The sequence below is a fragment of the Bradyrhizobium sp. T-12 genome, assembly GCF_058314695.1.
The window spans coordinates 3,298,401-3,315,797 of the sequence record NZ_CM177756.1; the positions used below are offsets into that span (position 1 = coordinate 3,298,401).

General features: G+C 64.4%; 20 protein-coding genes. 11 read left to right on the forward strand and 9 right to left on the reverse strand.

Translation table 11 applies throughout. The annotated features are described in order from the left end of the window. Position 1: 1 nt before the first annotated feature. The 4 genes from AC0WRY_RS15470 to AC0WRY_RS15485 form a co-directional block, all read right to left on the reverse strand. On the reverse strand, positions 2–343 hold the full coding sequence (locus AC0WRY_RS15470) for a hypothetical protein (RefSeq protein WP_194407810.1): 342 nt from the start codon (positions 341–343) through the stop codon (positions 2–4). 161 nt (positions 344–504) lie between these two features. Beyond that, positions 505–1,785: an O-acetylhomoserine aminocarboxypropyltransferase gene (locus tag AC0WRY_RS15475; RefSeq protein ID WP_194407811.1), complete on the reverse strand. Its 1,281-nt coding sequence runs from the start codon at positions 1,783–1,785 to the stop codon at positions 505–507. 139 nt (positions 1,786–1,924) lie between these two features. Then, positions 1,925–2,509 carry a CoA-binding protein gene (locus AC0WRY_RS15480; protein WP_194407812.1) on the reverse strand — a complete coding sequence of 195 codons (585 nt, stop codon included), beginning with the start codon at positions 2,507–2,509 and terminating at the stop codon, positions 1,925–1,927. A gap of 19 nt (positions 2,510–2,528) precedes the next feature. Then, on the reverse strand, positions 2,529–3,353 hold the full coding sequence (locus tag AC0WRY_RS15485) for an enoyl-CoA hydratase (RefSeq protein ID WP_194407813.1): 825 nt from the start codon (positions 3,351–3,353) through the stop codon (positions 2,529–2,531). An 86-nt stretch (positions 3,354–3,439) separates the two neighbouring features. On the opposite strand from AC0WRY_RS15485, the gene AC0WRY_RS15490 reads away from it, so the two are divergent. From AC0WRY_RS15490 to AC0WRY_RS15515, 6 genes are all read left to right on the forward strand, one after another. Further along, on the forward strand, positions 3,440–3,868 hold the full coding sequence (locus AC0WRY_RS15490; RefSeq protein ID WP_194407814.1) for a PaaI family thioesterase: 429 nt from the start codon (positions 3,440–3,442) through the stop codon (positions 3,866–3,868). A gap of 158 nt (positions 3,869–4,026) precedes the next feature. Then, complete coding sequence (gene rplM, locus AC0WRY_RS15495) at positions 4,027–4,491, forward strand: 50S ribosomal protein L13 (RefSeq protein WP_011087726.1); 465 nt, start codon at positions 4,027–4,029, stop codon at positions 4,489–4,491. Position 4,492: 1 nt separating this feature from the next. Beyond that, complete coding sequence (gene rpsI, locus AC0WRY_RS15500; RefSeq protein ID WP_018320095.1) at positions 4,493–4,972, forward strand: 30S ribosomal protein S9; 480 nt, start codon at positions 4,493–4,495, stop codon at positions 4,970–4,972. A gap of 229 nt (positions 4,973–5,201) precedes the next feature. After that, positions 5,202–6,422, forward strand: a complete 1,221-nt coding sequence (locus AC0WRY_RS15505) for a GGDEF domain-containing protein (RefSeq protein WP_194407815.1) — start codon at positions 5,202–5,204, stop codon at positions 6,420–6,422. A gap of 61 nt (positions 6,423–6,483) precedes the next feature. Further along, positions 6,484–6,723 carry a hypothetical protein gene (locus tag AC0WRY_RS15510; protein ID WP_194407816.1) on the forward strand — a complete coding sequence of 80 codons (240 nt, stop codon included), beginning with the start codon at positions 6,484–6,486 and terminating at the stop codon, positions 6,721–6,723. A 102-nt stretch (positions 6,724–6,825) separates the two neighbouring features. Beyond that, positions 6,826–7,122, forward strand: coding sequence for an antibiotic biosynthesis monooxygenase family protein (locus AC0WRY_RS15515; RefSeq protein WP_025036647.1), 297 nt, complete (start codon positions 6,826–6,828; stop codon positions 7,120–7,122). Positions 7,123–7,187: 65 nt separating this feature from the next. On the opposite strand, the gene AC0WRY_RS15520 is transcribed toward AC0WRY_RS15515, so the two are convergent. Next, positions 7,188–8,333 (reverse strand): AI-2E family transporter, encoded by a 1,146-nt coding sequence (locus AC0WRY_RS15520; protein ID WP_491123325.1) that lies wholly within the window; start codon positions 8,331–8,333, stop codon positions 7,188–7,190. A 134-nt stretch (positions 8,334–8,467) separates the two neighbouring features. Between AC0WRY_RS15520 and AC0WRY_RS15525 the strand changes: the two genes are divergently transcribed. Together AC0WRY_RS15525 and AC0WRY_RS15530 are read left to right on the forward strand one after the other, a co-directional pair. Beyond that, positions 8,468–9,169, forward strand: coding sequence for a hypothetical protein (locus AC0WRY_RS15525; RefSeq protein ID WP_194408280.1), 702 nt, complete (start codon positions 8,468–8,470; stop codon positions 9,167–9,169). A 90-nt stretch (positions 9,170–9,259) separates the two neighbouring features. Beyond that, complete coding sequence (locus tag AC0WRY_RS15530) at positions 9,260–10,033, forward strand: gamma-glutamyl-gamma-aminobutyrate hydrolase family protein (RefSeq protein WP_194407818.1); 774 nt, start codon at positions 9,260–9,262, stop codon at positions 10,031–10,033. 541 nt (positions 10,034–10,574) lie between these two features. Here the strand turns inward: AC0WRY_RS15530 and AC0WRY_RS15535 are convergent. Next, complete coding sequence (locus AC0WRY_RS15535) at positions 10,575–11,378, reverse strand: adenylate/guanylate cyclase domain-containing protein (RefSeq protein WP_491123326.1); 804 nt, start codon at positions 11,376–11,378, stop codon at positions 10,575–10,577. 206 nt (positions 11,379–11,584) lie between these two features. On the opposite strand from AC0WRY_RS15535, the gene AC0WRY_RS15540 reads away from it, so the two are divergent. Beyond that, positions 11,585–12,196 (forward strand): hypothetical protein, encoded by a 612-nt coding sequence (locus tag AC0WRY_RS15540; RefSeq protein WP_194407820.1) that lies wholly within the window; start codon positions 11,585–11,587, stop codon positions 12,194–12,196. Between the two features lie 190 nt (positions 12,197–12,386). On the opposite strand, the gene AC0WRY_RS15545 is transcribed toward AC0WRY_RS15540, so the two are convergent. Then, the gene (locus AC0WRY_RS15545; RefSeq protein ID WP_194407821.1) at positions 12,387–13,364 is read right to left on the reverse strand and encodes a GlxA family transcriptional regulator; all 978 of its coding nucleotides are present in this window, start codon (positions 13,362–13,364) and stop codon (positions 12,387–12,389) included. Positions 13,365–13,515: 151 nt separating this feature from the next. Here AC0WRY_RS15545 and AC0WRY_RS15550 point away from each other — a divergent pair, with 151 nt between their 5' ends. Then, on the forward strand, positions 13,516–13,779 hold the full coding sequence (locus AC0WRY_RS15550; RefSeq protein ID WP_063194804.1) for a tautomerase family protein: 264 nt from the start codon (positions 13,516–13,518) through the stop codon (positions 13,777–13,779). A gap of 152 nt (positions 13,780–13,931) precedes the next feature. Then, positions 13,932–15,071 carry an asparaginase gene (locus tag AC0WRY_RS15555; RefSeq protein ID WP_491123327.1) on the forward strand — a complete coding sequence of 380 codons (1,140 nt, stop codon included), beginning with the start codon at positions 13,932–13,934 and terminating at the stop codon, positions 15,069–15,071. Between the two features lie 137 nt (positions 15,072–15,208). Here the strand turns inward: AC0WRY_RS15555 and glnA are convergent, their stop codons facing one another. Further along, positions 15,209–16,618 carry a type I glutamate--ammonia ligase gene (glnA, locus tag AC0WRY_RS15560; protein ID WP_100179304.1) on the reverse strand — a complete coding sequence of 470 codons (1,410 nt, stop codon included), beginning with the start codon at positions 16,616–16,618 and terminating at the stop codon, positions 15,209–15,211. A gap of 151 nt (positions 16,619–16,769) precedes the next feature. Then, positions 16,770–17,108, reverse strand: a complete 339-nt coding sequence (locus tag AC0WRY_RS15565; RefSeq protein WP_007603495.1) for a P-II family nitrogen regulator — start codon at positions 17,106–17,108, stop codon at positions 16,770–16,772. Positions 17,109–17,397 lie beyond the last annotated feature (289 nt).

Consider the following 17,397-nt stretch of genomic DNA (forward strand, 5'->3'; position numbering starts at 1 on the left):
GTCAGCAATAGCCGTAGATGCCGCACGCGTAGGGCAGCCGCCAGAAATAATCGACCTGCTTCCCGCCGTAATACGCGCCCTGATAGTCGTAATCCCAGGGGCGGCCGTAATAGCCCGGCAGCGTGTGCGACCCCGGCAGCAGCGGGGTGCCCGGCAGGTTGCGGATGTAGCTGCCGACGCCATAGGCCGGTGAGATCAGCGCATCCGGATCGGTCTCGACCCAAACCTTGGGCGGCTCTTGCTGCGCGGCGGCCCGCCGCTTCGGCGTGGCCGGCAAGTCCGCAGCGATCGCGCTTGAAACCGTCAGCATCGCGGCAAGGGCAGGCACCATCCAGCGCAGCATCGTCGGCTCCGAATCAAAGGGGCGATCCAACGACGATGTATGGGGCAGATATGGTTAATGATCGTTAACTGACGGTCGCCGAAGCGGCCGTCGGGCGCGCGTGAGCAACGGAATTCCGTAGCCCGGATTGCGCTTCGCTTCATCCGGGCTACGAGAGGAACCTAAGCCCCCAGCGCCTGTTCCAGGTCCGCGATCAGGTCTTCCTTGTCCTCGATGCCGATCGAGAGCCGCACCACGTCAGGACCGGCGCCGGACTTCACCTTGGCGGCGTCGTCGAGCTGGCTGTGCGTGGTCGAGGCCGGGTGGATCACCAGCGAGCGGGTATCGCCGACATTGGCGAGGTGCGAGAACAGCTGCAGCTTCGACACCAAATTGACGCCGGCGTCATAGCCGCCCTTCAGGCTGAAGGTGAACACGGCGCCCGCACCCTTCGGCGCGTATTTGCGGGCGAGCTGGTTGTACTTGTCGCTTGGCAGGCCCGCATAGCTCACCGAGGCCACCGCCGGATGTCCCGCGAGAAATTCGGCGACCGCTTTCGCATTGTCGCAATGCTTCTGCATGCGCAGCGGCAGCGTCTCGATGCCGGTCAGGATCATGAAGGCGTTGAAGGGCGACAGCGCGGGGCCGAGATCGCGCAGGCCCAGCACGCGGCAGGCAATCGCGAAGGCGAAATTGCCAAAGGTCTCCTGCAGGCGGATGCCGTGATATTCGGGCCGCGGCTCCGACAGCATCGGATATTTGCCACCCGTCGACCAGTCGAAGGTGCCGGCATCGACGATGATGCCGCCGAGCGAATTGCCGTGACCGCCCAGGAATTTCGTCAGCGAGTGCACGACGATGTCGGCGCCGTGGTCGATCGGGCGGATCAGATAGGGCGAGGCCAGCGTGTTGTCCACGATCAGCGGCACACCCGCTTTCCGCGCGACCGTCGAGATCGCCTCGATGTCGGTGATGCTACCGGCGGGATTGGCGATTGACTCGATGAAGATGGCTTTCGTGCGCGGCGTCACCGCACGCTCGAAGCTCGCGATGTCATCGGGATCGGCCCACACCACGTTCCAGCCGAAGCTCTTGAAAGCGTGCGTGAACTGGTTGATCGAGCCGCCATAGAGCTTTCGTGCGGCGATGAACTCGTCGCCGGGCTGCAGCAATTGCTGGAGCACCACGACCTGGGCAGCATGGCCCGAGGCCACCGCCAGCGCGGCCGTGCCGCCTTCGAGGGCCGCGACGCGCTCTTCCAGCACCGCGTTGGTCGGGTTGCCGATGCGGGTATAGATGTTGCCGAATGCCTGCAGGCCGAACAGCGAGGCGGCGTGGTCGGCGTCGTTGAAGACGAACGAGGTTGTTTGATAGATCGGAGTCGCGCGCGCGCCGGTGGTGGGGTCGGGCTGTGCACCGGCATGCACGGCGAGGGTTGAAAATCCCGGAAGGCGATCGCTCATTGAGGGCGTCCTGTTCTTGTGGCCTGAAAATCGCGCGGCATGCTGATCGGCGCCGCGCTCGCCGTCAAGGCACGACGTCAGATCGGAATGATCTTGCTACGCATTGTCGCGTTCGCGAAATGAATCCTTCGCGATTGCGTCAGCTTTGCTCGCTCTTGTTTTTGGCGGCCCGATCGGAGGCCGCGGTGTCGCCGCCGCCGACACTCATCCGATTGAGGGATAGCCGCATGCCTTGCGTTGGTGCCGGCGCGCGCTTGGAGCTGAGCGTGCGCGAATTCACGCCCATCCAGGAGATCTCGGAAGACAGGCGGCCATATTCGATCTTGGGGCAGCGGTTCATCACCACCTTGATACCGACGGATTCCGCCTTCGCCGCCGCGGCGTCGTCACGCGCGCCGAGCTGCATCCAGATCACCTTGGGCAGCGGATCGAGCGTGAGCGCCTCTTCGACCACGGGCATGATGTGGCTGGAATTGCGGAAGATGTCGATCATGTCGACGGGGCGGCCGATGTCCGACAACGAGGCGACGAAGGGCTTTCCGAGCAGCTCCTTGCCGACATGGCCAGGATTGATCGGGATCATGTCGTAGCCGCGCTGCGCCAGATATTTGAACGCGAAATAGCTCGGCCGCACGTTGACGGGCGAGGCGCCGACCATCGCGATCGACTTCACGCTGTTGAGGATGCTGCGGATGTAATTGTCGGGATAGGCGTCGTGGTTCATTTTCGTCTTTTTCTTTTTGTCACTCATCCCGCCATGTCGGCGTGCGCTTCTCGATGAACGCGCCGATGCCTTCCTCGGCGTCGCGCGCCATCATGTTCTCGGTCATTACCTCTGCCGCATAGCGATAGGCGTCCGCAAGGCTCATCTCGACCTGGCGGTAGAACGCCTCCTTGCCGAGCTTGACGGTGTAGGCGGATTTCAGCGCGACCTGCTGCGCGAGCTCGATCGCGGCACCAAGCTCGGTACCGGCCGGCACCACGCGGTTGACGAGGCCGATCTCGCGGGCGCGCTCGGCCGTTACAGGCTCTCCCGTCAGCAGCATCTCCATGGCCTGCTTGCGCGGGACGTTGCGCGACAGCGCCACCATCGGGGTCGAGCAGAACAGGCCGATGTCGACGCCCGGCGTGGCGAACTTCGCGTCCTCCGACGCGATCGCAAGATCGCAGCTGGCGACGAGCTGGCAGCCGGCCGCGGTCGCGATGCCCTGGACGGAGGCGACGACGGGTTTCGGCAGATGCACGATCGCCTGCATCATCGCGCTGCAGGCATTCATCATCTCGGCGAAGAAGGCGCGGCCGCGATCGGGATCGGTGCGGCGCGCGGTGAGTTCCTTCATGTCGTGGCCGGCCGAGAAAGCTGGGCCGTTGGCCGCGATCACGACGCCGCGGACCGCCTTGTCGTTGCGGATCTCGTCGAGCTCTGCATGCAGGCTGGCGATCATCGCCGCCGACAGGCTGTTGCGCGCGGCGGGCCGGTTCAGCGTCAGGACCGCGATGGGACCTACGGTCTCGCGCAGCAGGATCGGCGGTTGCGGGGAGGGGGCGCGGGCAGCCTTGACGGACATTGACGCGATTTCCGCTAAATGATTGCAATTGGATGACGCAGATAACTTAATGTAACAGGGCAAGCGAAGCGAGGGTGGGAAACGGCATGGCGTCAGCGAAAATGAGCGTGGCAGAGGTCGAGCAGTTCCTCCGTCACGAATTCCCTCAGGCCTTCAGCGGCGACGACATCACGATCGAAAGCGCCGACGGCCAGACCTGCCTCTTGCGGCAGCGCTACAGCGAAAGGATGCTGCGGCCGGGCGGCACCGTGTCCGGCCCGACGCTGATGGCGCTGGCCGATTTCGCCATGTACGTGGTGCTGCTGTCCGCGATCGGGCCGGTCGGGCTCGCCGTGACCACCAATCTCAACATCAACTTCCTGCGCAAGGGCCAGCCCGGCCAGGACGTGCTGGCCGAGGCGCGCCTGCTCAAGCTCGGCAAGCGGCTGGCGGTCGGAGAGGTGAAGCTGCTGTCCGGCACCTCGCCCGATCCGATCGCGCATGTCACCTCGACCTATTCCATTCCAACTATTTGAGCTTTTCGCAGGTAATATAGCACCATATTTTTAACCTATTGATATTGCGGTATTAATTTCCGTCTACGGGCATTGACCGTTGCGCGTCTCTTCTCTAGAAAACGGCGCAGTCCGGCGCGGTGTTCGCGCCGATGCTCCCCGTCCACGGAAACTCTGACATGAAAACCTTTTCGGCAAAGCCGGCTGAGGTGACGAAGAAGTGGGTGCTGATCGACGCCAAGGGTCTGGTCGTCGGCCGCCTCGCCACCATCGTTGCCATGCGCCTGCGCGGCAAGCACCTCCCGACCTACACCCCGCACGTTGATTGCGGCGACAACGTCATCATCATCAACGCGCAGCATGCGGTCCTCACCGGTCGCAAGCGCGAGCAGAAGACCTATTACAAGCACACTGGCTATGTAGGCCACGTCAAGGAGCGCACCGCGCGCCAGATCCTCGAGGGCAAGCATCCCGAGCGCGTGCTCGAGAAGGCCGTCGAGCGCATGATCCCGCGTGGCCCGCTCGGTCGCGTGCAGATGGGCAACCTCCGTGTCTACGGCGGGGCCGATCATCCGCACGAGGCGCAGCAGCCCGAGAAGATCGACATCGCCAAGTTGAACCGCAAGAACACGAGGGCCGCATAACATGGCCGAATCCATCCAGTCGCTCGACCAGCTCTCGCAGCTCAAGACGGCGGCGGCGCCCGACGCGCCCAAGCACGAGAAGAAGGTCGACAAGTTCAATCGCGCCTATGCCACCGGCAAGCGCAAGGACGCGGTCGCCCGCGTGTGGATCAAGCCGGGCGCCGGCAAGGTCACCGTCAACTCGCGCGAGGTCGAGGTCTATTTCGCCCGTCCCGTGCTGCGCATGATGATCGAGCAGCCGTTCTCGGTGGCCCAGCGTTCGGGCCAGTACGACGTGATCTGCACGGTTGCCGGCGGCGGCCTGTCCGGCCAGGCCGGCGCAGTCCGTCACGGCATCTCCAAGGCGCTCACTTACTTCGAGCCGGAGCTGCGCTCCGTGCTCAAGAAGGGCGGCTTCCTGACCCGCGACTCGCGCGTGGTCGAGCGCAAGAAGTACGGCAAGGCCAAGGCCCGCCGGTCCTTCCAGTTCTCGAAGCGTTAATCGCTTCGGTCACATTCGCCGCGAAAGCGGCTTCAATGAGATGCAAAAGGGCGCTGATTTCAGCGCCCTTTTTGTTGTTCGTTTGTACGCAAATTGATGGCGTGTTTCCGGAAAACTTAGGCGTCCGCGAAAACCTGAATGGAACTCGCCGCACCTAGCGTTGCCTTCGGAAGGGCGCGCAAATCGGATGTGCCGATCGCGTAACTGCTATGTTCTAGAGGGGGCCGACATGATGTCGCTCGATAGCATCACGCTCTATTTGGTCGCCACCATGGTCGCCGCACTGCTCGGCGCCATGATGGTGTTTTTCGGCAAGCAGGAGAACAGCCCCGCGCTGAAATGGTGGGGCACCGCCTATTTGCTCGGTGCCGCCTCCGTCGCGTTATGGACTGCGGCCGGCGACAAGCTGGGCCCGCATCTCTATCTCGCGTTAAATGCGGTCGGCTTCGTAGCCTGCGGCATGGTGTGGAATGCGGCGCGCGTCTTTCACGGCCGCAAGCCGAATTGGCCGGGCCTCGTGCTCGGCGCACTGGCCTGGGTCGCCACCGTCACGCTGCTCGATCCCGCGGCGTCCATGCTGCGGATGATCGCCGGTGCCGGCATCGTCTCGGTCTATGCGGCGCTGACCGCCAGTGAGCTCTGGACCGAGCGGCGCAAGAGCCAGCAGCGCCGCTGGGCGGCCTTCGTCGTGCCGGTGATGCACGGCTGCGTGTTGATGCTGCCGATCCTGATCGGCAGCTTCCTGCGCCCGCACGATGCAGGCTTCTCCTCGAGCATCTGGGTCACCGTGTTCGCGGTCGAGCTCATCCTTTACGCCGTCGGCACCGTCTTCGTGATCTTCATGCTGGTGTCCGAACGCACGGTGACTGCGCACCGGACCGCCGCGTCGACCGATCCGCTGACCGGCATGCTCAACCGCCGCGGCTTCTCGGAAGCCTGCGGCCGCGTCATCGAGCGCGAGGCCAAGGCCGGACGTCCCGTGACCGTCATGATCTTCGACATCGATCATTTCAAGTCGATCAACGATCGCTTCGGCCATCCCGCCGGCGACGAGATGCTGAAGCTGTTCTCGACCGTCGTCGTCAGCAATTTGCGCATCACCGACCTGTCGGGCCGCATCGGCGGCGAGGAATTCGCAGCGCTCCTGCCGTGCTCGCTGGAGGAGGGCGTGCTGGTCGCCGAGCGCGTGCGCGAGGCGTTCGAGACCTCCGGCGTCGTGGTCGACGAAGGTCCGGTCGACACCACGGTCAGCATCGGCGTCGCCGGTGGGCCGGCCGGCACCGAGCTCGAGGTGCTGCTGGCCTCGGCCGACACCGCGCTCTACCAGGCCAAGCGCGGCGGCCGTAACCGGGTCGAGGCGGCGGAGGAGCTGCCGTTGTCGCTGGAGAACTGGCGCCGCCAGAGCGCCGCGCGGACCGCTGCGCCACAGGCGCGGCCGGCCACCGCCTGAGGCACAGAGGCGGCACCCGCGGTAATGCTCTGTTTACCATTCGATCCCTACCATTGCGGTCATGGAATCGATCCGTCGAGAGAACCCGCAAGCCGCCCTGATGTCGCTCGAAGCCGCTGCGGCCTCGGCACGCAGCGGTTTCGCCTGCCTGTTCTCGACCGCGGATGAATATGAGAGCGCGCTGATCACCGAGCGCCGCGCGCAGGGACGCTACGCGCAGAGCCGCCGCAGCTATTGGCCGCTTGCGCTGTTCGTCGGTTGCGCCCTCATCGTGGCGGGCACGGTCCTGCTGCTGGTCTGAGAGAGCTGCGTTTTTGAGCCGACCAGGGCGCCGTTTCGGCGCCTTTTTCTTTGTCGCCGGCTGCGCTAGACACGCCCATCGAACAAAAATGGGTGGAAACCGATGATCACCGAGATCGCGCAAATCGACGTCAAGCCGGGCAGCGAAAAGGACTTTGAGGCCGCCGTCGCCAAGGCCAAGGCCGCCTTCGGCCGCTCGAAGGGGTTTCACGGCTTCGAATTGCACAAATCGATCGAGAAGCCGCAGCGCTACCGGCTGATGGTGAAATGGGCGACGCTGGAAAACCACACCGTCGATTTCCGCGGCTCGGAGAATTTCACCGAATGGCGCGGTCTCGTCGGCCAGTATTTCGCCGCGCCCCCGGAGGTCGAGCACACCGAGACCGTTCTGACGACTTGAGGATTACGCCGCGTCTTGTTGTTTGAGCATGATCTTCTCGGAAAACCGCTGCACACTTTTCCGGATCATGCTGCGAGCGGCGGCGCCTCATACGTCTTGAAATGGTCGATCATGACCTTGGCGATGGCGACCAGCGGCAGCGCCAGCGCCAGGCCCCAGATGCCGAACACGACGCCGAGCACGATCTGGAACGCGAACAGCGTGGCCGGCGGGATGTCCAGCGCCTGCCTCTGCAGGATCGGCGTCAGCACATAGCTCTCCATGGCGTGGACGCCCATAAAGAGCAGGAAGGCCGATAGCGCCGGGATCCAGCCCGAGGCGAGGCTCGCCAGCACCACGATGACGCCGGCGATGATGGCCCCCACGGTCGGGATGAAGGCGAGCAGGCCGGCCTGAATTCCCAGGATGAACGAGCCGGGAATGCCGATGAGGGCAAGCCCGATCCAGGTCACCACGCCGACCGCGAGCATGACGATGATCTGCGCGATCAGCCAGCGCTCGAGCGTCTCGGCGATGCGGTCGATGATGAGGGTGACGCGGGTGCGGTGCCTGGCCGGCGCCAGGAACAAGAGGCCGTCGTGATAGACGGCGGGCTGGGCGGCGAAGGCGAAGCCCAGGAATAGCACGATGAAGATGTTGCCGACACCGTGGATGGTGCCGAGCAGCAGCTTGAAGGTCTGGCTCACGATCGCACCGCCGCTGGAGGCCAGCGCGCCCGCGCCGGGCAGGGCACCGCGCGAGGGCGTCGCCGGCGCGGGCGTCGTCTCCGCCGGCGCCGTGGTCGCGGCATCGGCTGCGCCGTTGCCGAGATCGAAGAAGCTGGTGTCGATGCCGTGGCTGTCGAGGAAGGACCTGACATTGGCCAGCTGCGACTTGAGGGTCTTGCTCAGCAGCGAGGCCTGCTCGGCAATGGTGGCGCCGCCGAGATAGGCGATGCCGGCGAGCATCAAAGCGAGCGCGACGCAGACGATCGCGAGCCGCACCGCATGGGGCAGGGGCACGCGGCGGCCGAGCGCGATCGTCAGCGCGTTGAGGCCGAGACCCAGCAGCATGCCAGTGAAGATCAGCAGCAGGGTGGCGGCGAAATACCAGGTGAAGGCGAGCAGCGCGGTGAACAGCACGACGCCGATGCCCCCGACCGAAATCGCCCAAGCCTGATCTCGAGCAAGGTCGCCGCGGGTCCGGGAGCGTTCATCTTGGGACATGGTCACTTCGGGGTCCTTTTCAGCGCAAGGCGCGCCGCACTCTCTCGATAAACGCAGCTGCGATCAAGACCGCGTCAACGCGCTGGTTTGACGGCGGCGCGCTGACGGTGCAGAGCGGTGAGGGCAACAATGGGGGCGGTTTGAGCTTCATCAGCAAATGGGCGGGTCTGCTCGGGCTTCTGGCCGTGATCGTGATCGGCGACCAGATCCGGATCAACCGGCCCGGCCACAAATATCGCCTCACGGTCGAGGTGACGACGCCTGAGGGCATCAAGACCGGGTCCGGCATTCTCGCCGTCGTGCCCGACCGCAACTATAACCGCGGTGGCCGTACCACGATGCGCGGGGAGGCGGTGTTCGTCGATCTCGGCGGCAAAGGCAGAAATCTGGTGGCCTTGCTGGCGCATCGGCAGGACGCCAGGCTGGATTTCGACGACATCAACTATGTCGCGCTCCGTGCCTACGGCGCCGCGCGTGGCAACCGCGTCTCGTTCAGCGATATCCACCGGCAGACCGGAATCGTTTCGGTGCAGGGCGACCTCGTTCCGGTGCTCGTGAGTTTTGGCGATCCCAGCGATCCCACGACCGCGCGTCCCGTTGCCGGCGACCATGCGAAGGCGGTCCTGGGCGAGGGCTATGCGATCCGTGGTCTTAACGCCGAGATCGTGCCCAACGGATTTTGGCCGATTGATTTCGGTGGGCCGCTCGGGGAGCCCGTGACGCGCGGCATCGACGCCAAGTTGCCCTGGCTGGCCGCGCCTGGCGACGGCGCGGCAACCGCCCTGAAGGCCGCCGGCCTGCCCGCGGGAGGCGAGGCCAGGGAGGCATTTACGCGAAAATAGCATTGCCGTCCCGCGATCCCTTCTGTTGAATTTGTTCCATCGGAGGGGCATGTTTGGGGAATCTTCTTTCGGAGAGGCGCGGAACGACAGATGAGAAAGCCGGTCGTCGGCGTGATCGGGAATTCCCATCGCGTCGAAAATCGATTTCAGGTCCAGATGGTGGGCGAGCGCAATTTGCGCGCCGTGGCCGAGGTCTCCGGCGGCTTACCGGTGATGTTCGCTGGAGCCCCCGATATCACCGATATCGCGGCCCTGCTCGACACCGTGGACGGCATTATCCTCACCGGCGCGCGGGCCAACGTGCACCCGACCCGTTTCAACGTCGACCCCTGCGAGAAGCACGAGCCCTACGACATCCACCGCGACGAGGTGGCGCTGGCGCTCTCGGTCGCCTGCGTTGCCCGCGGCATTCCGCTGTTCGGCATCTGCCGCGGCCTGCAGGAGATGAACGTCGCCTTCGGCGGCTCGCTGCATCCCGAGATCCGCGAAATTCCCGGCCGCATGAACCACCGCATGCCCAGGCTCGAGAATGGCGAGATCCATCCCGACCCGACCGTCGTGTTCGCCGACCGCCACGACGTCGACCTGACGCCGGGCGGGGCGTTCGCGAGGCTTCTCGGCTGCGAGAAGATTAGGGTCAATTCGCTGCATGGGCAGGGCATTCTCGAGCCCGGCAAGCGCGTGCTGATCGAGGGCATCGCCGAGGACGGCACCATCGAGGCGATCCGGATCGCGGAAGCCCCGACCTTTGCGCTCGGCGTGCAATGGCACGCCGAATACGATCCCCAGCACAATCCGATCAACCGCAAGCTGTTCGAGGCGTTCGGCGAAGCGCTGCTCGCGCGGCAGAAGGCGGCGGCGTAACGCATCTCGCGCTCACCCGGACGCGCTGCAGCGCTCTTGCGCTGCTGCGCAGAGCCGGCCCAGCGGAGGCGCACTCGCTGATAGGTCGGCCCCGGCTCTGCAGCACACCACCCCGGACGATGCTCCGCATCGGCCGGGCCGCTGCGCTGCCGTCCGGGGCACGAGAGTGCGGGTGGGACGCTCGCTCCACGTCATTGCGAGCGCAGCGAAGCAATCCTGAATCTCTCGGCGGAGGCAGCCTGGATCGCTTCGTCGCAAGCGCAAAATTGCTTCGCAATTTTGTCGCGGGCTCCTCGCAATGCCGGAGCAAGGTGCACTGTCCGCATCCTCCAACTCTCGGCTCAATAGCAGACTCGCCTTCTCGCGGCGCGTTTCGCCCGAGGCTTGCTGTCGTTCGGCGTCCTCGAAAGATCAGAGGACGCAGGGAAGGCCGGGTGCCGGTAATCTTTTTATGGAGAGGCTTGACCCGGTGTTTTTTCCTGACGCCTCGCGGGGGCTCGATTTCGGTCCGCAGAAAAATTGAGAAATGTCTGCCTAAACATCACCCCGCGAGCTTTACGACATAGGCGTCGATAAGGTCGGCATAACCCTTGAGACGCAGACTGCGCCGCTCGGCCGCCATGCCGGTCGATGCGTCGCCCCAGACCGCCGAGCTAATGACCATCTCGCCGCCTTTTGCCGCTGCCACCAGACGTGCGCAGAAATTCATGGGGTCTCCGAGCGCGGCAAACTGGTAGTTGCCGTCCTCCACACCGATCGAGCCGACAAAGGTCCTGCCCGTATGTACGCCAACGCCGATGGACAGCCAGGGGCCGGCGGGATCGTCATGGCCGGTCGCGCGCAGAAGCGCGAGCCCGGCCTTGACCGCGAGCTGGCGGTAGTCACTGCCCGAAATACCGGGTGGAAAAATTCCGATCACCTCGTCGCCGACCATCTTGTCGACCACGGCATCGGTCGCCGCGAACACGTGGGTCGCCACGCGGAAGAAACGTTGCATCAGCGCGGCAAATTCAGTTGGGCCGATGCGGGCAGCAAGCTCGGTCGATCCGCGCACGTCGGCATAAAGCATTGCGATCTCGATCTCGGCGCCGCCGCGCTCCTTGGCGAGCACTGTCTCGCACTGCTCGCAGATGTGCGGATTGCGCCGCCACGGCCGAAAGCCGGCAAGCCGCAACGCCGGCGCCGTGAAGCCGTCGAAACCGACGCAGCAGAGCCGGCAGCGGTTGTCCGCGGTCGGCGACAGCATGCGCATCACCGCGCGGCCGCGACGGAGCGAGGGGTGCTCGCCGGCCAGCATCTGCTGCCAGAACGCGTTGCGATCTCGTTCGTCCCTGGGGTCCGACATCTAACTTCTCGTTCGATCGCCCGAAGTTAGTCTGTTCCATCCTAGTCCGTGGGCGGCAAGCCGGCAACGAGCCTTGCGCGCCATCGCGGTGGCTCAGTTGCTCGCGATCTGCGATTGCCTCAGCGGGCTGCGATGATGTTCAGTTGTACCGAACCGACCGAGTAGCTACCTTTTCGCATGGTTCTCAAGTTCGGAATTGCATCCAGATGATACGGAGCCTGATTGCCACGACCTCCTTTCTGCTCGTCTGTCCCGTACATGCCCAAACCGCGCCGCCGCAGGAAGGCGCCATCACCTGTGTCACGCCCGTGGCACCCGAGGACACCGAACGGAGCCTGAAACAGCGCTACGGCAAGGACGCCGTGGTGCAGCAGCTGCCCGGCGCCGAAGGCGAGACCTACAAAGGCGTCGTGCTGTTCCCGAAGGCGCGGGACCGCCGCATCGAGGTCGCCTTCACCGACGACAAAGCCGGCCGCGCCTCCGGCTTGACCTTGCGCGACGCAGGCAAGACCAGCCTGTGGACCATCGCCGGCATCACGATCGGATCGAGCCTTGCCGACGTGCAGAAGGCCAACGGCAAGCCATTCCTCGTCAGTGGCTTCGAATGGGACTATGGCGGCTTCGTCACCGACTGGAAAGGCGGCGCGCTTGCGCGTCCGATGCAAGGCGGCTGTCGGGTGACGATCCGCTTCGGCGGCAAGAGCGGCGCGCCGAGGTCGCTGTCCGGCGACGGCGTGAAGGCAGCATCCGACAACGCGGCGCTGGTGAAATGGGCCCCCGTCGTGACCGAGATCGGCGTGAATTTTCCGGACAAGTAGGATGTGAGCGCGTAGGGCGGATGAGCCGAAGGCGTAATCCGCCGTCTTGGGTCGAACGCCGTGCATTTGGCGTAAACCAATCAGTAGGAATTGGTCCGGCCTGATTTTTGCGACTCTGATTTGTTCTTTGAGAACGAAGTGGAGTCAGATGCGGAACGAAAGCTGACGGATCCGACTCGCAAGATCTGTCCTACGCCGTCCGCTCCATTCGCCGCGCGCGATAGGCCTGCGGTGACATCAGGGTCAATTTCCGGAACGCCTTGCGAAAGCTGCTTTCGTCCTCGTAGCCCGTCGTGCGCGCGATGGTCTTGACCGGCTGCGTCGTCGTCTCCAGCAGCGTGCGCGCGTGCTCGACGCGGCGGCGCATGATGAAGGCTTGCGGCGGCTCGTGCGTGAGCTCCTGAAACTTCCGGTTCAGCGTGCGCTCGCTGAGGCCGAGCGCGCCGGCAAGGCGCTTGACGGTCATCGGAGCCTTGCCGGTGCGGCGAACCAGGAGGTCCGCCCTGGTCAGCAGCGGGTCCTGCGAGAGCAGATAGCCGACCGGCATGAAGATCGACTGGGTGCGCTGGGCCGTGTCGATCACGACGTAGTCCGCGCATAGTTTTGCGATCTCCTTGCCTTCGACCATCGCGATCAGCCTGAGCAGGAGATCGACCCACGACATCGGGCCGGCCGCGCAGACGATGCGGTCAGCCACGGTGATGACGGCGTCGGCGGCGAGGTCGATGCTGGGATGTCGCTGCCGCAATTCGCCTTGCAGCCACCAGGTGATGGTGGCGCGGCGGTGGTCGAGCAGGCCGGCGCCGGCCAGCAGGAATACGCCGCTGCAGAATGCGCCGATCAGCCGGCCGTTGGCGTGCTGCTGCCGGAGCCAGGCGCCGGCCCGGGCATATTGCGGTTGCAGCCGCGCCGCCGTGACGTGATCGACGAGATTGCCGGGGACGAGGATTGCATCGAAGCGCGTGCGCTGTCCGATCGCGCCGTCGACCGCGATCATCTGGCCGCCGCCGGCGCGCACCGCTCTGCCGTCGAGCGAGAGCGTCTGCCAGCTGAAGCGGGGTTTTGCGCCGCTCTGCTGCATGACGTGATTGGCGAGCGACAGTATGTCGGCGACGCCGGCGATCGCCGAATGCATGCAGCCTTCCACGGCCAGAATTGCAAGCTTCATGAGACCTCCAGATGGGACGCCTCGATCCTATCCGATCTGCGCGCCGCGATGTGGCGGAAATTGCCCGATCTCTGTCTTATCCGCCACTGCCTTGGCGGTCGCGTTCGGGTCACTCTGCCGTCGTCGTCACGCGACATGATTGGAGAAAGACATGCCTTACGTCACCATTTCCACCGTCCGCGGCATCCTGGACGCCGCGCAGAAGAAGCAGCTGCTCGAACGCGTCACCGACCTCCTGGTCGAGGTCGAGGGGCAGGGCAGTGCGGACTTCCGCCGCAACGTCTGGGTCCGGATCGAGGAGCAGGAGCCCACGCACTGGTCGCTTGGCGGCATGCAGCCGACCGCCGAGATCATTGCCGGCACGTTCGGTGCGATCGGCGCGGACGGACTGCGGCTTGCGCGGCCGAAGCCGTAATTGCCTGGGCGGGTAGGGCGGAGCGGGACGCATCTCGACACGACCGGCGAGATGATGTCTGGCAAGGATCTTACCCGCCCTACGTGTGCCGCCCATCTTCGGCCCCATTGCGCGGTTTCGAATAGCCTGCCGGGGACAGCAGGAGATATTCGATGATCAGCGACGCCGCCACATCAGCCCCTCACCGGCCTGGCCGGATATCGGGACTTGCCATTCCACTGCTGGCCTTCGCGCTCTGGTCCGGCTGCATCGGCGCGGCAGCGCTGGCCGCCGAGCCGGGCAAGGATGCTCCGGCTGGCGGCCTGCCGCGCATTCTCGTGCTTGCGACGGGCGGCACCATCGCAGGCCAGGCCGACGCGCGCGCGACCGGCGCCTACAAATCCGGCCAGATCACGGGCGAGCAGCTGATGCAATCGGTGCCGGGCCTGGACAAGCTGGCGAAGCTCAACGCCGAGCAGATCTCGTCGATCGGGTCCCAGGACATGAACGACAAGGTATGGTTCGCGCTGGCCCGCCGCATCCAGGATGCTTTCGACAAGAACGAAGCGGACGGCATCGTCATCACCCATGGCACCGACACGCTGGAGGAGACCGCGTTCTTCCTCGACAATGTGGTGCGCGGCGACAAGCCGGTGGTGATCGTCGGCTCGATGCGGCCGGCCACGGCAGTCAGCGCCGACGGCCCCGGCAATCTCTACGAAGCCGTGCAGGTCGCCGCCGATCCGCGCTCGCGCGGGCGCGGCGTCATGGCTGTGCTGAACGACAAGATTCAGGGCGCGCGCTCGGTCACCAAGACCAACACCACCAGCATCGAGACGTTCAGCTCCGCCAATGACGGCCCTGTCGGCTATGTCGACACCGCCGGCGGCATCCGGTTCATGACCCAGGCCGCGAGCCTCAGGCGCGCGACCTATCCGCTGCCGGCTGGCGAGCAATTGCCGCGCGTCGCGATCGTCTACTCGCACGCCAACATGGACGCCGTCCCGATCGAGGACGCCATTGCGCACGGCGCCAAGGGCATCGTGCTGGCCGGTGTCGGCGACGGCAACACCTCGAAGCCGGCGCTCGATGCGCTCGAGGCGGCGGCGAAGAAGGGCATCATCGTGGTTCGCTCCACGCGGGTTCGTTCCGGCTTCGTCACGAGGAATGTCGAGGTCGACGACGACAAGAACGGTTTTGTGGTGTCCGAGGACCTCAATCCGCAGAAGGCCCGCGTACTCACTCAATTGCTGATCGCGGGCGGCGTCACCGCGCCGGCCGAGCTGCAGAAAGCGTTCACGGCGACGTGGTGAGGGGACGTAACGCGTAGGGTGGGTTGGCCGAAGGCGTAACCCACCATTGCTCGCATCCGAAAAGACAGAAGAGGTGCCCAAACGAAAAGGCGCTCCTTTCAGAGCGCCTTTTGCTTGTCGCAGAAAGTCCGGGCCGCTTAGCCCGAATAGTACATCTCGAACTCGACCGGGTGCGGGGTCATTTCGAAGCGGGCGACTTCGGTCATCTTCAGCTCGATATAGGCGTCGATGAAGTCGTCGTCGAACACGCCGCCGGCCTTGAGGAAGCCGCGGTCCTTGTCGAGGTTTTCGAGTGCCTCGCGCAAGCTGCCGCAGACGGTCGGGATCTGCTTCAGCTCTTCCTTCGGCAGGTCGTAGAGGTCCTTGTCCATCGCCGGACCCGGATCGATCTTGTTCTTGATGCCGTCGAGACCGGCCATCAGCATCGCGGCGAAGCCGAGATAGGGGTTGGCCATCGGATCGGGGAAGCGTACCTCGACACGCTTGGCCTTCGGCGAAGCGGTGTAGGGAATGCGGCAGGAGGCCGAGCGGTTGCGCGCGGAGTAGGCGAGCAGCACGGGGGCCTCGTAGCCCGGGACCAGACGCTTGTAGGAGTTGGTCGACGGGTTGGTGAAGGCGTTGATCGCCTTGGCGTGCTTGATGATGCCGCCGATGTAGTGCAGGCAGGTCTCCGACAGGTCGGCGTATTTGTTGCCGGCGAACACCGGCTTGCCGTCCTTCCAGATCGACTGGTGCACGTGCATGCCCGAGCCGTTGTCGCCGAAGATCGGCTTCGGCATGAAGGTGGCGGTCTTGCCGTAGATGTGCGCGACCTGGTGGATGCAGTATTTGTAGATCTGCATGTGGTCGGCCATCAGCGTCAGCGTGTCGAACTTCATGCCGAGCTCGTGCTGGGCGGAGGCGACCTCGTGGTGGTGCTTCTCGACCTTGACGCCCATCTTGGCCATGGCCCCTAACATTTCGGAGCGCATGTCCTGCACCGAATCCTGCGGGGGAACGGGGAAGTAGCCGCCCTTGGTGCGGATGCGGTGGCCGAGATTGCCGCCTTCATATTCGGTGTCGGAGTTGGTGGGCAGCTCCGAGGAGTCGAGACGGAAACCGGTCTTGTAGGGCTCGGCCGAATAGCGCACGTCGTCGAACACGAAGAACTCGGCCTCGGGGCCGACGAACACGCTGTCGCCCACGCCCATCGACTTCACCATGGCCTCGGCCTTCTTGGCGATGCCGCGGGGGTCGCGGTTGTAGGGCTCGCCGGTGGTCGGCTCGAGCACGTCGCAGGTGATGACCATCGTGGTCTCGGCGAAGAACGGGTCGATCGTCGCGGTGACCGGATCGGGCATCAGGCACATGTCGGACTCGTTGATCGCCTTCCAGCCGGCGATCGAGGAGCCGTCGAACATCGTTCCTTCGGCGAAGATGTCTTCATCGATCATGCTGACGTCGAACGTCACATGCTGCCACTTGCCGCGCGGATCGGTGAAGCGCAGGTCGACGTACTTGACGTCGTTGTCCTTGATCGATTTCAGGACGTCTTTGGCGGTCTTCATGCATACCCCTTTTGGCTCTGCGGGTCGGTTTCCAGATGAGCAAAATTATTCTCGCTCGGGCGAGTTTTGCGCGACCGCACAAACGAAATCAGGCCGCCGAAGCAGCCTTCATTCTAGTCGGAGTGTCGCAAAATTCGGGATAGCACCCGGCTCAGATAGCGTCCAGCCCGGATTCGCCGGTTCGGATGCGGATCGCCTCTTCGATGTTGGAGACGAAGATCTTACCGTCGCCGATGCGGCCGGTCTGCGCGGCGCGGCGGATCGCGTCGATGGCGCGCTCGACCAGATCGTCGCCGATCACGATCTCGATCTTCACCTTGGGCAGGAAGTCGACGATGTATTCGGCGCCGCGGTAGAGCTCGGCGTGGCCCTTCTGCCGGCCAAAGCCCTTGGCTTCGGTGACGGTGATGCCCTGAAGGCCGACTTCCTGAAGCGCTTCCTTCACCTCGTCGAGCTTGAATGGCTTGATGATGGCTTCGATTTTCTTCACTGCGCGCCTCCCGGCCTTTCGATCAAATAGCAACGTCTTCGTCAGGATGCGCTTCTCTAACGCACGATCTTGTCTTCGCTATGCCGGGAGTCCTGACCTGTCCGGCAACAACGGCCGGCGACACCCTGATAAACGCCAGTGAGCACGACAAACCGAAGCGGCTTCCTCGAAAGCAGGGTCTATGCCAAGTTGCAAATGCCCTGATTATTGGAGCGTTATCAGCCTTTTAACGAGCATCTCTGAATGGTGACGCCGATCTGCACAAAATACCGAAGACTACGAAATAGGC